Below are 14,808 nucleotides of genomic sequence, written 5' to 3'. Positions count from 1 at the left end.
GTTAATAAACTCAATAGCAATAGAAGAAGGATTAAGATTCGCGATAAGAGAAGGTGGAAGAACAGTAGCATCAGGAGTTGTTGCTTCTATAGTTGAATAATCTTCTTTAAGTGGATTAATTAATAGACAAAAAGAGAGGAGTTATGCTCCTCTTTTTTTAACATGGAATCTACAAAAACATTGACATGACTATTATTTTATGATAACTTATACAAGGTAATGATTCAGGAAGGTGATAATGCCTCAATAATATAAGTTAAGGTATTATTTAACTATATATATTATTATATTAATAAAGTTGGAGGTGTAGCAGATGAGAGTTAAAGTAACTTTAGCATGTACAGAGTGTAAGCAAAGAAACTACAACACTACTAAGAATAAGAAAACTAACCCAGACAGAATAGAATTAAACAAATACTGTAAATTCTGTAAGAAACATACAGCTCATAAAGAAACAAAATAGTTTTATTTAAGGATGTGAGTGTAAAGTGGCTGCCCAAGCAAATCAAGGCACAGAAACTAAGAAAAGATTCAGTTTATTCTCTTACATAAGAGAAACAAAGCAAGAATTAAAAAGAGTTTCATGGCCTACAAAAAAAGAATTACTTAAAAACACAGGTGTGGTTTTAACTGTAGTTACTTCAGCTACTATATTAGTGTGGGCTTTAGATACTGGATTACAAGGTGCACTAGGGCTTATACTGAAATAGACGAAAAGGAGAAAACAATATGTCAGAATTACAAGAAGCAAGATGGTATGTTGTGCATACCTATTCAGGGCATGAAAATAAAGTTAAAGCTACGATAGAAAAAGCTGTAAAAACAAGAGGAATGGAAGACTATATAACACATTTAGTTGTTCCAACTGAAGATGTAGTTGAGACTACAAAAACAGGAAAAGAAAAAACTAGACAGCGTAAGGTATTTCCAAGTTATGTCTTAGTTAAAATGATAATCACTGATGAATCTTGGTATATCGTAAGAAATACTAAGGGGGTTACTGGATTCGTTGGACCAGGTTCAAAGCCGGTACCGTTAAGTGATGAAGAAGTAAAGGCTATGGGCATAGAAATAGACGTTCCGAAAGTAGTAAACCCTGATGTAGATTTAGAAATAGGTGATGCAGTAGAGGTTGCTAAAGGTCCTTTTAGTGGACAAGTAGGTACTGTTGAAGAAATTAACCTGGAAACAAGAGAAGCAAAAGTGTGTATAGATGCATTTGGCAAGAAGACTCTATTTGTAATAGAGTTTGAAAATATACAAAAAATATAATAAAATTTAGATAGAAAATTTTTGAGGAGGTGCGCTCAATGGCTAAAAAAGTTATAGGTCAAATAAAATTACAAATACCTGCAGGGAAGGCAACGCCAGCTCCACCAGTTGGGCCAGCGTTAGGACAACACGGTGTTAACATAATGGGATTCACTAAGGAGTTCAATGCTAAAACTGCAGATCAAGCAGGAATGATAATACCAGTTGTTATAACTGTATACCAAGATAGATCATTCTCATTCATAACAAAAACTCCTCCAGCTGCAGTATTATTAAAGAAAGCTGCTGGATTAGATACAGCTTCAGGAGAACCTAACAAGAAGAAGGTTGCTACTTTATCTTCTGCTAAGATAAGAGAAATAGCTGAATTAAAAATGCCTGACTTAAATGCTGCATCAGTAGAAGCTGCTATGAGTATGATAGCTGGTACTGCAAGAAGTATGGGTATCGTTGTAGAAGACTAATTTTAAAAAATTAGACACTTCGGATAGAAGTGGGAGGCTTAAAGGCCGAATATAACCACAAGGAGGAAAATAAAATGGCAAAGAAAAGTAAAAAATACGTAGAAGCGTTAAACAAAATAGATAGAACAAGATTATATGATGCTACAGAAGCTTTATCTTTAGTTGCAGAAGTTGCTACAGCTAAATTTGATGAAACTGTTGAAGCTCATATAAAATTAGGTGTTGACTCAAGACATGCTGATCAACAAGTTAGAGGTGCGGTTGTATTACCACACGGAACTGGTAAAACTAAGAGAGTTTTAGTTTTCGCTAAAGGAGCAAAAGCTGCTGAAGCTGAAGCTGCTGGAGCTGACTTTGTAGGAGCTGAAGAATTAGTTCAAAAAATACAAGGTGAAAACTGGTTCGAATTCGATATAGTTGTTGCTACTCCAGACATGATGGGTGTAGTAGGTAGATTAGGTAGAGTATTAGGACCTAAAGGTTTAATGCCAAACCCTAAATCAGGAACTGTTACTTTCGATGTAGCTAAAGCTATAGACGAAATAAAAGCAGGTAAAGTAGAATATAGATTAGACAAAACTAACATAATACACGTTCCAGTAGGAAAAGTATCTTTCGGTGGAGAAAAGTTAGCTGAAAACTTTGCTGCATTAATGGATGCTATAGTTAAGGCTAAGCCAGCTGCTGCTAAAGGACAATACTTAAGAAGTGTAACAGTAGCGTCTACTATGGGACCTGGTGTTAAGATAAACCCTGCTAAAATAGCAGAATAATAAAATTGTTGACAAGCAAAAACAAAAATGTTAATATAACAATTGTTGATATAAAAAAGAATAGATTTGCCGTAGACAGTAGGTGCTGAAAAGCTTAATTTCCTACCGAGGTTTTAGATAAATTGAAATTACTAAAGCTTTTGTTGTCTCGTTTTGCCATCAAAAGCTTTTTTAAATGAGATTGCGGCGAATACTAAACCTTATTAGGTGAAGGAGGTGCACATCTATATGAGAAAAGCTATAGAACTTAAATCACAAGTTGTTTCTGAAATAGTTGAAAAATTAGAAAAATCATCATCTGCTATAGTTGTTGATTACAAAGGATTAACAGTTGAAGAGGTAACTGAATTAAGAAAGAAAATGAGAGAAGCTGGTGTTGAATACAAAGTATACAAAAACACTTTAGTTAGAAAAGCTGCTAAAGAAGTTGGTATAGAACAATTCAACGACGAGTTATTAGTTGGAACTAATGCGATAGCATTCGGATATGAAGATCCAGTTGCTCCAGCTAGAATATTAAAGGAATTCATGGATTCTCATCCAAAAATGCAATTAAAAATGGGTGTAGTAGAAGGTGAATTCTACAACGAATCTCAAATAGTTGAGTTCGCTAACATACCATCAAGAGAAGTTCTTCTTGCTAAGTTACTTGGAAGCTTAAAGGCTCCAATGTCAAACTTCGCATACTTAATAGATGCTTTAATAAAGAAACAAGAAGGACAAGAAGCTTAATTGTCAATTTAGAAAAGTTAGATATTGTAATATAATAACTTAAAAATAAAATTATTGAAAAAAAATTCGGAGGTGCTAAAAATGACAATAGAACAAATATTAGAAGCTATAGAAAACATGAAAGTTTTAGAATTAAATGAATTAGTTAAAGCTGCTGAAGAAAAATTCGGTGTATCTGCTTCAGCTCCAGTTATGATGGCTGGTGCAGTTGCTGGTGGAGCTGCTGAAGAAAAAACTGAATTCGACGTAGTATTAGCAAACGCTGGTGCTTCAAAAGTTGGAGTTATAAAAGCTGTTAGAGAAGTAACAGGATTAGGATTAAAAGAAGCTAAAGAAGTAGTTGATAACGCTCCTAAGACATTAAAAGAAGGTGTTTCTAAAGAAGAAGCTGACCAAATAAAAGAAAAATTAGAAGCTGCTGGAGCTAGCGTAGAAGTTAAGTAGTTTTCTTTCAAAAAGATGTCCTTATGGACATCTTTTTTTATTTTTTATAAAATTTAAATAAAATATGTATAAAAATAGAATTTTAGATTAAAATTATGTGCATAATAAATAATGCATATTTTGTGAAAAAAGTATTAATTATACGGGTTTAGGTATAAGTTACATATTGAAAAAAGTTGGTTGTTATGATAGAATTATTAGATGCGTTACAATGAACTATGGTTTTATTTTTAATTATTGAGAGGTGAAGAGTGAATGCCACATCCTGTCACGATAGGTAAAAGGACTAGAATGAGCTTTTCTAAGATAAAGGAAATAGCTGACGTGCCAAATCTTATAGAACTACAAGTAGATTCTTATAAGTGGTTTATTGAAGAGGGTCTTAAAGAAGTATTTGAGGATATTTCTCCGATAGAAGATTATACAGGTAATCTTATATTAGAATTCGTAGATTACTCTTTAGATGATAAGCCTAAATATGATATAGAAGAATGTAAAGATAGAGATGCTACATATTGTGCACCTCTAAAAGTAAAAGTAAGACTTATAAACAAGGAAACTGGTGAAATAAAAGAACAAGAAGTATTCATGGGAGATTTCCCATTAATGACTGAAAAAGGTACTTTTGTTATCAACGGTGCAGAAAGAGTTATAGTAAGTCAATTAGTTAGATCTCCTGGAGTATACTATGCTTTAGAAAGAGATAAAACAGGGAAGAAATTAATATCATCTACAGTTATACCAAACAGAGGTGCATGGTTAGAATACGAAACAGATTCAAATGATGTAATATCTGTTAGAGTTGATAGAACTAGAAAACAACCTGTTACAGTTTTATTAAGAGCTCTAGGTATAGGAACAGATGCTGAAATAATCGAACTTTTAGGTGAAGATGAAAGATTAGCTGCAACTTTAGAAAAAGACAACACTAAAACAGTTGAAGAGGGTCTAATAGAAATATACAAAAAATTAAGACCGGGTGAACCTCCAACAGTAGAAAGTGCATCTTCATTATTAAATGCATTATTCTTTGATGCAAAGAGATACGACCTAGCTAAAGTAGGTAGATATAAGTTTAATAAGAAACTTGCTCTATGCTACAGAATAATGAACAAAATATCAGCTGAAGACGTAGTAAATCCTGAAACAGGAGAAGTATTCGTTAAAGCTGGTGAAAAGATAAGCTATGAAGTTGCTAAGAATATACAAAATGCAGGTATAAATGTAGTTACTCTATTAGTAGAAGATGAAAAAGTTGTTAAAGTTATAGGAAATAACTTTGTTGATATAAAATCACATGTTGATTTTGACATAGATGAATTAGATATAAAAGAAAAAGTTCACTATCCGACTTTAAAAGAAATTTTAGAAGCTTATAGTGATGAAGAAGAAATAAAAGAAGCTATTAAGTTCAGAATGAAAGAACTTATACCAAAACATATATTATTAGATGATATAATAGCTTCTATAAATTACCAATTTAACTTATTCTATGATATTGGAAACATAGATGATATAGATCACTTAGGAAACAGAAGAATAAGATCTGTTGGTGAATTATTACAGAACCAAGTTAGAATAGGTCTTTCTAGAATGGAAAGAGTTATAAAAGAAAGAATGACTGTTCAAGATATGGAAGCTATAACGCCACAAGCGTTAGTTAACATAAGACCAGTTTCTGCTGCGATAAAAGAGTTCTTTGGTAGTTCACAGTTATCTCAGTTCATGGATCAAAACAACCCATTATCTGAGTTAACACATAAGAGAAGATTATCTGCATTAGGACCAGGAGGACTTTCAAGAGAAAGAGCTGGATTCGAAGTGCGTGACGTTCATCATTCTCACTACGGAAGAATGTGTCCGATAGAAACTCCAGAAGGACCAAACATCGGTCTTATAAACTCATTATCTACTTATGCTAAAATAAATGAATTTGGGTTTATAGAGTCTCCTTATAGAAAAGTAGATAAGGAAACTGGAAAAGTTACAAATGAAATACATTACTTAACTGCTGATGAAGAAGATTTATTCATAAGAGCCCAAGCAAATGAACCATTAGAAGAAGATGGTACTTTCGTAAATAAGAGAGTAGTATGTAGAACTAAAAATGGTGCTGTTGAGCTAGTTCCAACTCATAGAGTTGACTACATGGATATATCTCCAAAGCAAGTTGTTTCTATAGCTACTGCTATGATACCTTTCTTAGAAAATGACGACGCCAACCGTGCCCTAATGGGAGCGAACATGCAACGTCAAGCAGTGCCTCTAGTTAGAAGAGAAGCACCAGTTATAGGTACAGGAGTTGAATATAGAGCAGCTAAAGACTCAGGTGCAGTTGTTGTTGCTAAGAACTCTGGTATAGCAGAGAGAGTAACAGCTGATGAAATAATAATAAAAAGAGAAGACGGAGTAAAAGATAGATACAAATTACTTAAGTTTAAACGTTCAAATGCAGGTACTTGTATAAATCAAGCTCCTATAATAAATAAAGGTGACCAAATAGAAAAGGGTGACGTTATAGCAGATGGACCAGCTACTGACCTTGGGGAAATAGCATTAGGTAGAAATATGTTCGTAGCGTTCATGACTTGGGAAGGTTACAACTACGAGGATGCTATCTTAATAAACGAAAAATTAGTTAAAGAAGATAGATTATCTACAATTCATATAGAAGAATATGAATGTGAAGCAAGAGATACTAAGCTTGGACCAGAGGAAATAACTAGAGATATACCTAATGTTGGAGAAAGTGCTATAAAGAACTTAGATGACAGAGGTATAATAAGAATAGGTGCTGAAGTAGATTCAGGAGATATATTAGTTGGTAAGGTAACTCCTAAAGGAGAAACTGAACTTACTGCTGAAGAAAGATTACTTCGTGCGATATTCGGAGAAAAAGCTAGAGAAGTTAGAGATACTTCACTTAAAGTTCCTCATGGTGAAGGTGGTATAATAGTAGACGTAAAAGTGTTTACTAGAGAAAATGGAGATGATTTATCTCCAGGAGTTAATGAACTTGTTAGATGTTATATAGCTCAAAAGAGAAAGATAAAAGTTGGAGATAAGATGGCCGGACGTCACGGTAATAAAGGGGTTATCTCAAGAATATTACCACAAGAAGACATGCCATTTACAGAAGATGGAACTCCACTTGATATAGTTCTTAACCCACAAGGTATACCATCTCGTATGAACATCGGTCAGGTACTAGAAGTTCACTTAGGACTTGCTGCTAAAGCTTTAGGATGGTATGTAGCTACATCTGTATTTGATGGTGCTAAAGAATCAGACATAAGAAAAGCATTAGTACAAGCTGGATATCCAGAAGATGGTAAGTTAACTTTATATGATGGTAGAACAGGTGAAACTTTCGACAATAGAATAACAGTTGGATACATGTACATGTTAAAACTACATCACCTAGTTGATGATAAGTTACATGCAAGAAGTACAGGACCATACTCTTTAGTTACTCAACAACCATTAGGTGGTAAAGCACAATTTGGTGGACAAAGATTCGGAGAGATGGAGGTTTGGGCTCTAGAAGCATACGGAGCTGCTCACATACTTCAAGAAATACTTACTGTTAAGTCAGATGATGTTGTAGGACGTGTTAGAGCGTACGAAGCTATAGTTAAAGGTGAAAATATACCTGAACCAGGAATACCAGAATCATTTAAGGTTCTTATAAAAGAACTTCAAAGTTTATGCTTAGATGTAAAAGTATTAACTGAAGAAGATCAAGAAATAGAAGTAAGAGAATCTTTAGATGCTGATGATACAGCTGGAGAGTTCGAATTAGATGTTATAGATAACATGGATGAAGTAGAACAAAATCATATAATAGAAGAAATAGATGATGAATTCATTGAAAATGACGATGAAGATATAGATAGTTTAGATTTTGAAGATGATGCAGACTTCGAAGAATTAAACTATGAAGATGAAGACTTTGATGTATAAATTTAATTAACGCAAATATCAAATAGAAGGGAGAGAACTCCTTGTTTGAATTAAACAATTTTGAGTCGATAAAAATAGCACTAGCTTCTCCAGAGAAAATAAGACAATGGTCTAGAGGAGAAGTAAAAAAACCTGAAACAATAAACTACCGTACATTAAAACCAGAAAAAGATGGTCTATTTTGTGAAAGAATATTTGGACCTCAAAAAGACTGGGAATGTCACTGTGGTAAATACAGAAGAGTAAGATATAAAGGTGTAGTTTGTGATAGATGTGGAGTAGAAGTTACAAAAGCTAAAGTAAGAAGAGAAAGAATGGGACATATAGAGCTAGCAGCTCCTATGTCTCATATCTGGTACTTCAAAGGTATACCAAGTAGAATGGGTCTTTTACTTGATATGTCTCCAAGATCTTTAGAAAAAATATTATACTTTGCTTCATATGTTGTAGTTGATCCAGGAGAAACTGGATTAAATGAAAAACAACTTTTAACAGAAAAAGAATACAGAACTGCAGTAGATAAGTATGGGTACAATTCTTTCACTGTAGGAATGGGTGCTGAAGCTGTTAAGCAATTACTACAAAATATAGACCTAGAAAAAGAAAGCAAAGAATTAAGAGCTGACTTAAAAGATAGTACAGGTCAAAAGAGAGTTAGAACAATAAGAAGATTAGAAGTGGTAGAAGCATTCAAAAAGTCTGGAAATAAACCAGAGTGGATGATATTAGATGCTATACCAGTAATACCTCCAGATTTAAGACCTATGGTTCAACTTGATGGAGGAAGATTCGCAACTTCTGACTTAAATGATTTATATAGAAGAGTTATAAATAGAAATAACAGATTAAAGAGATTACTAGAACTTGGAGCTCCTGATATCATAGTAAGAAATGAAAAGAGAATGCTTCAAGAAGCAGTAGATGCTTTAATAGACAATGGTAGAAGAGGTAGACCTGTAACAGGACCTGGTAATAGACCACTTAAGTCTTTATCAGATATGCTAAAAGGTAAGCAAGGTCGTTTCCGTCAAAACTTACTTGGTAAGCGTGTTGACTACTCAGGACGTTCAGTTATAGTTGTTGGACCAGAACTTAAATTCTATCAATGTGGTCTTCCTAAGAAAATGGCTCTTGAATTATTCAAGCCATTTGTTATGGATAAATTAGTTAAAGAAGGTTTTGCACACAATATAAAGAGTGCTAAATCTATAGTAGAAAAAGTAAAACCAGAAGTATGGGATGTTTTAGAAGATGTTATAAAGAGTCATCCAGTTCTTCTTAACCGTGCCCCTACTCTTCATAGATTAGGTATACAAGCATTTGAACCAGTTTTAGTTGAAGGTAAAGCTATAAAGCTACACCCACTTGTATGTACAGCATACAATGCCGACTTCGATGGTGACCAAATGGCGGTACACGTACCTTTATCAGTAGAAGCACAAGCAGAAGCAAGATTCTTAATGTTATCTGTAAACAACATACTTGCACCTAAAGATGGTACTCCAATAACTACTCCTTCTCAGGATATGGTTTTAGGATGTTACTACTTAACTATAGAAGCTCAAGGTGGAGAAAAAGGAACAGGAACAGTATTCAAAGACTTTAATGAAATGTTACTTGCTTATCAAAATCAAACTGTTCAATTACACTCTTTAGTAAAAATGAGAGTAGTACTTGAAGATGGAAGAAGCTCTATAGTTGAAAGTACAGTAGGTAGATTCATATTCAATGAAAATATACCTCAAGACTTAGGATTTGTAGACAGAAGTGTAGATCCATTTGGATTAGAAATAGACTTCTTAGTTGACAAAAAAGCTTTAGGTAAAATAATAGATAAGTGCTTTAGAAAGCATGGAAATACAGAAACTGCTGTATTACTTGACCATATAAAATCTCTAGGATTTAAATACTCAACTAGAGGTGGTATAACAGTTGCGGTTGCTGATATGAAAATACCAGAAGCTAAAAAAGGTTATATAACAGCAGCAGAAGAAAAAGTTGATAAATATGAAAAAGCATACAGAAGAGGTCTAATATCTGATGAAGAAAGATATGAAAGAGTTATAGAAACTTGGACAGAAACAACTGAAAAAGTTACAGATGCTCTGATGGCAGGATTAGACAGACTTAATAATATATATATAATGGCACACTCAGGAGCCAGAGGTTCTAAGAACCAGATAAGACAGTTAGCTGGTATGCGTGGTCTGATGGCCAATGCATCTGGTAAAACAGTTGAGGTTCCAGTTAAATCTAACTTCCGTGAAGGTTTATCAGTAATGGAATACTTCACATCTTCACACGGGGCTAGAAAAGGTCTTGCCGATACAGCGCTTCGTACAGCTGACTCAGGATACTTAACAAGAAGACTTGTTGATGTCAGCCAAGATGTTATAGTAAGAGAAGTTGACTGTGGTACAACAGAAACTACAGAAACATTTGCTATAAAAGATGGAAATGAAGTAATAGAAGTATTATATGATAGAATAGTGGGAAGATATACTATAGACCCTATAGTAAATCCAACTACAGGAGAAGTTATAGTAGAAGCTGATTCTATGATAAAAGAAGATGAAGCTGAAAAAATAATAGCTGCAGGAATAGAAACTGTACAAATAAGAACAGTTCTTAATTGTAAGACAAACCATGGGGTTTGTTCTAAGTGTTATGGTAGAAACCTTGCTACAGGTAAAGAAGTTAATATAGGGGAAGCTGTTGGTATAATAGCTGCTCAATCAATCGGTGAACCAGGTACTCAGCTTACAATGCGTACATTCCATACAGGTGGGGTTGCTGGAGGAGATATAACTCAAGGTCTTCCAAGGGTTGAAGAATTATTTGAAGCAAGAAAACCTAAAGGTTTAGCTGTCATAACAGAAATAACTGGTAGAGTTGAAATAGACGAAACTGGTAAGAGAAAAGAAATAAGTATAGTTCCTGAAAATGGTGAAACAGAAGTTTATGCTATACCTTATGGATCAAGAATAAGAGTTAAGCATGGACAAATGGTTGAAGCTGGGGACCCATTAACTCAAGGTTCTATAAACCCACATGACATAGTAAGAGTTAAAGGTATAGGTGGAGTTCAAGACTATATCGTTAAAGAAGTTCAAAGAGTTTATAGAATGCAAGGGGTTGACGTTAACGATAAGCATATAGAAGTTATAGTAAGACAAATGCTTTCGAAAGTTAAAGTTGAGGATCCAGGTGATACAGAATTAATCCCAGGTGGATATGAAGATGTATTAACATTTGATAAGTGTAATGAAGAAGCTATAGCTCAGGGATTAAAACCTGCTGTTGCTAAGAGAGTTTTACTTGGTATAACTAAGGCATCTCTTGCTACAGAATCATTCTTATCAGCTGCTTCATTCCAAGAAACAACTAGAGTATTAACAGAAGCTGCTATAAAAGGAAAAGAAGATCACTTAATAGGTCTTAAAGAAAATGTTATAATAGGTAAGTTAATACCAGCAGGAACAGGTATGAAGAGATATAAAAACATAGCTGTTGAAAAAATCCAAGACTAATATAATAAGAGATAAAGAAATCTTGACATTATCTATGTTTGGGTGATAAAATGTAAAAGTGTGTAATCGAAGATCTTCTAAAACTTATATAAGTTATTAGAGATCTTTGATTAGACTTTTAATAAATGAACTAGCAGCACCAAACTGCAAAGAGCTAAAACCACATATAATGTGTGTAATAGACATTTAATTGTAAAAGTAACGTTTTGTTACAAGCATATCAGTACATGTACTGATGTAGTTGGCGGTCATTTAAAGATCGAAAATTTTGGAAGGAGGTGCAGATGATGCCAACAATTAACCAATTAGTTCGTAAAAACAGACAAGCAATAGAAAAGAAATCTACTGCTCCAGCATTACAAAAGGGATTCAACTCTTTACACAAGAAAGCTACTGATGCAAGTGCTCCACAAAAAAGAGGAGTTTGTACTTCAGTAAAAACAGTTACTCCTAAGAAGCCTAACTCAGCTTTAAGAAAAGTTGCCAGAGTTAGATTAACAAACGGGATAGAAGTTTCTGCTTATATACCAGGAGAAGGACACAACTTACAAGAGCACAGTGTTGTTCTTATAAGAGGAGGAAGAGTTAAAGACCTTCCAGGGGTTAGATACCACATATTAAGAGGTACTTTAGATACTGCAGGTGTTGATAAGAGAATGCAAGCTAGATCTAAGTACGGTGCTAAGAGACCTAAAGCTGCAAAGAAATAATAAAAACTAACAATTAATTATATGTGCGGTGCTTTAAATATATATATGTATTTATGGCATCACGGCATTATTTATGTCGAGTACCTATGATTTAAGATTAAATAATTAAGGAGGGAAGCAAAATGCCAAGAAAAGGTAATGTTCCAAAGAGAGAAGTATTAGCTGATCCAATATATGGAAGTAAAGTTGTTACTAAATTAATAAACAATTTAATGATAGACGGTAAAAAAGGGAAAGCTCAAACTATAGTTTATGATGCTTTCGCTATGGTAGCTGAAAAAACAGGAGAAGATGCTTTAGAAGTATTCAACAAAGCAATGGATAACATAATGCCTGTTTTAGAAGTTAAAGCAAGAAGAGTTGGTGGAGCTAACTACCAAGTACCAGTTGAAGTTAGACCTGAAAGAAGACAAACTTTAGGTTTAAGATGGTTAGTAAACTACACTAGAGCTCGTGGAGAAAAAGGAATGGTTGAAAAGTTAGCGAAAGAAATAATGGACGCTGCTAACAACACAGGAGCTTCAGTTAAGAAGAAAGAAGATACTCATAAGATGGCAGAAGCTAATAAAGCATTTGCTCACTACAGATTCTAATAAAATAGGATATAATTGATACCTTTAAGGGATATCGCAAGGAGGAGAACCATGGCTAGAAAGTTTCCTTTAGAAAGAACTAGAAATATAGGAATCATGGCTCATATAGATGCAGGAAAAACTACTACTACAGAAAGAATCCTTTTCTATACAGGGCAAACACATAAGATAGGAGAAACTCACGAAGGAGCTTCTCAAATGGACTGGATGGAGCAAGAGAAGGAAAGAGGTATAACAATAACTTCTGCCGCTACTACTGCTGCATGGAAAGACCATAGAATAAACATAATAGATACACCAGGACACGTCGACTTCACAGTTGAGGTTGAAAGATCTCTAAGAGTTCTTGACGGTTCAGTTGCTGTATTCTGTGCTAAAGGTGGGGTTGAACCTCAATCTGAGAACGTATGGAGACAAGCTGATAACTACGGTGTACCTAGAATAGCATTCGTAAATAAAATGGACATCATGGGAGCTGACTTCTTTAACGTTGTTAACATGATGAAAGAAAGATTATCTGCAAATGCTGTACCTCTTCAATTACCAATAGGAAAAGAAGATTGGTTAGAAGGGGAAGTTGACTTATTAGAAATGAAAGCTCATATCTATAAGGATGACTTAGGAAAAGATATAGAAATAACTGAAATACCAGAAGATATGAAAGAATTAGCTCAAGAGTGGAGAGAAAAAATGGTTGAAGCAGTAGCTGAAACTGACGAAGAGTTAATGATGAAATATCTTGAAGGTGAAGAAATATCAGTAGAAGAATTAAAAGCTGCTATAAGAAAAGCTACAATAGCTTGTGAAATGAACCCAGTATTCTGTGGATCTGCTTACAGAAACAAAGGTGTTCAATTATTACTAGATGCTGTTGTTGATTACTTACCAGCTCCAACTGATATACCAGCTATAAAAGGTGTATTAGACAATGGTGAAGAGTCTGAAAGACATTCATCTGATGAAGAGCCATTCTCAGCTTTAGCATTCAAAATAATGACTGACCCATTCGTTGGTAAGTTAGCATTCTTCAGAGTTTACTCAGGAATAATGCAAGGTGGATCTTATGTTCTTAACTCTACTAAAGGTAAGAGAGAAAGAATAGGTCGTATCCTTCAAATGCATGCTAATACAAGAGAAGAAATAACAGAAGTATACGCTGGAGATATAGCTGCAGCAGTAGGATTAAAAGATACTACTACTGGAGATACTTTATGTGATCCAGCTCATCCAATAATACTTGAATCTATGGAATTCCCTGAGCCAGTTATATCTGTTGCTATAGAGCCTAAATCAAAAGCTGCTCAAGAAAAAATGGGTATAGCACTTCAAAAGTTAGCTGAAGAGGATCCAACTTTCAGAGTTAAAACTGATGAAGAAACAGGACAAACTATAATATCAGGTATGGGTGAATTACACTTAGAGATAATAGTTGATAGATTATTAAGAGAATTCAAAGTTGAAGCTAACGTTGGTGCTCCACAAGTTGCTTACAGAGAAACTATAACTCAACCAGTAGATGTTGAATACAAGTACTCTAAGCAATCAGGTGGTAGAGGTCAATACGGACACGTTAAGATAAGAGTTATACCTCAAGATCCAGGAACTGGTTACAAGTTCGAAAACAAAACTGTTGGTGGATCTGTACCAAAAGAATACGTTGGACCTACTGATGCAGGTATCCAAGGTGCAATGGCATCTGGTATAGTTGCTGGATATCCAGTTGTTGACGTTGCTGTTGAATTATACGATGGTTCTTACCATGAAGTCGATTCATCAGAAATGGCATTCAAAATGGCTGGTTCTATGGCAATGAAAGATGCTCTTAAGAAAGGTAACTCAGTATTACTTGAGCCATTCTTCAAAGTTGAAGTTGTTACTCCTGAAGAATACATGGGAGACGTTATGGGTGGATTAAACTCTAAGAGAGGTTTAATACAAGGTATGGAAGCTAGATCTGGTGCACAAGTTATAAATGCATTCGTTCCACTTTCAGAAATGTTTGGATACTCTACTGAGTTAAGATCAACTACTCAAGGTCGTGCAACTTACACTATGATATTTGACCACTATGAGCAAGTTCCAGCTTCAGTTGCTAAGAAAATAGCTGAAGGAAGATAATAAACTGTTTATTATTAATAAAATTAATATAAATTAAAATGAGTAAGGCGGGTATAACTCGTCTTACCTAAAATATATATAGGGAGGTATTTCAAAATGGCTAAAGCTAAATTTGAAAGAAATAAACCACACGTTAATATAGGAACAATAGGACACGTTGACCACGGTAAAACTACATTAACAGCTGCAATAACAAAAACATTACACGA

The 14,808-nt window shown here is 34.3% G+C and carries 14 protein-coding genes and 1 other annotated feature; all 14 genes read left to right on the top strand.

The features are described from left to right. Positions 1-4: 4 nt before the first annotated feature. Positions 5-100: an EF-Tu C-terminal domain-related protein gene (locus BN7997_RS16360; protein WP_278335226.1), complete on the top strand. Its 96-nt coding sequence runs from the start codon at positions 5-7 to the stop codon at positions 98-100. A 213-nt stretch (positions 101-313) separates the two neighbouring features. After that, a complete protein-coding gene (gene rpmG, locus BN7997_RS01160) occupies positions 314-463 on the top strand; it encodes a 50S ribosomal protein L33 (protein WP_071119055.1) in 150 nt (49 codons plus the stop codon). 25 nt (positions 464-488) lie between these two features. Beyond that, on the top strand, positions 489-710 hold the full coding sequence (gene secE, locus BN7997_RS01155) for a preprotein translocase subunit SecE (protein WP_083334972.1): 222 nt from the start codon (positions 489-491) through the stop codon (positions 708-710). 19 nt (positions 711-729) lie between these two features. After that, positions 730-1,272, top strand: coding sequence for a transcription termination/antitermination protein NusG (nusG, locus tag BN7997_RS01150; RefSeq protein WP_071119054.1), 543 nt, complete (start codon positions 730-732; stop codon positions 1,270-1,272). A 38-nt stretch (positions 1,273-1,310) separates the two neighbouring features. Beyond that, on the top strand, positions 1,311-1,736 hold the full coding sequence (gene rplK / locus BN7997_RS01145; RefSeq protein WP_071119053.1) for a 50S ribosomal protein L11: 426 nt from the start codon (positions 1,311-1,313) through the stop codon (positions 1,734-1,736). 74 nt (positions 1,737-1,810) lie between these two features. Further along, positions 1,811-2,509 carry a 50S ribosomal protein L1 gene (gene rplA, locus BN7997_RS01140; protein WP_071119052.1) on the top strand — a complete coding sequence of 233 codons (699 nt, stop codon included), beginning with the start codon at positions 1,811-1,813 and terminating at the stop codon, positions 2,507-2,509. A 51-nt stretch (positions 2,510-2,560) separates the two neighbouring features. Next, positions 2,561-2,691: a sequence feature (ribosomal protein L10 leader region), on the top strand. Positions 2,692-2,737: 46 nt separating this feature from the next. Continuing rightward, positions 2,738-3,241: a 50S ribosomal protein L10 gene (rplJ, locus tag BN7997_RS01135; RefSeq protein WP_071119051.1), complete on the top strand. Its 504-nt coding sequence runs from the start codon at positions 2,738-2,740 to the stop codon at positions 3,239-3,241. An 81-nt stretch (positions 3,242-3,322) separates the two neighbouring features. Then, positions 3,323-3,685, top strand: coding sequence for a 50S ribosomal protein L7/L12 (rplL, locus tag BN7997_RS01130; RefSeq protein ID WP_071119050.1), 363 nt, complete (start codon positions 3,323-3,325; stop codon positions 3,683-3,685). A gap of 255 nt (positions 3,686-3,940) precedes the next feature. Continuing rightward, a complete protein-coding gene (rpoB, locus tag BN7997_RS01125; protein ID WP_071119049.1) occupies positions 3,941-7,648 on the top strand; it encodes a DNA-directed RNA polymerase subunit beta in 3,708 nt (1,235 codons plus the stop codon). Between the two features lie 41 nt (positions 7,649-7,689). Further along, complete coding sequence (rpoC, locus tag BN7997_RS01120; RefSeq protein ID WP_071119048.1) at positions 7,690-11,178, top strand: DNA-directed RNA polymerase subunit beta'; 3,489 nt, start codon at positions 7,690-7,692, stop codon at positions 11,176-11,178. A gap of 287 nt (positions 11,179-11,465) precedes the next feature. After that, positions 11,466-11,888 carry a 30S ribosomal protein S12 gene (gene rpsL, locus BN7997_RS01115; RefSeq protein ID WP_071119069.1) on the top strand — a complete coding sequence of 141 codons (423 nt, stop codon included), beginning with the start codon at positions 11,466-11,468 and terminating at the stop codon, positions 11,886-11,888. A gap of 122 nt (positions 11,889-12,010) precedes the next feature. Beyond that, positions 12,011-12,481 carry a 30S ribosomal protein S7 gene (gene rpsG, locus BN7997_RS01110; protein ID WP_071119047.1) on the top strand — a complete coding sequence of 157 codons (471 nt, stop codon included), beginning with the start codon at positions 12,011-12,013 and terminating at the stop codon, positions 12,479-12,481. Between the two features lie 51 nt (positions 12,482-12,532). Beyond that, entirely contained in the window at positions 12,533-14,599 is a 2,067-nt protein-coding gene (gene fusA, locus BN7997_RS01105) for an elongation factor G (protein WP_071119046.1), read from the top strand. Positions 14,600-14,695: 96 nt separating this feature from the next. Further along, the coding region (locus tag BN7997_RS16270) for a GTP-binding protein (protein ID WP_143023143.1) at positions 14,696-14,808 on the top strand (113 nt) is incomplete at its 3' end.

Origin of the sequence: Romboutsia timonensis, from assembly GCF_900106845.1 — a bacterium.
Taxonomy (GTDB): domain Bacteria; phylum Bacillota; class Clostridia; order Peptostreptococcales; family Peptostreptococcaceae; genus Romboutsia; species Romboutsia timonensis.
Note: the sequence above shows the minus strand (reverse complement) of the source record. Positions and strands in the feature narration are given on the sequence as shown.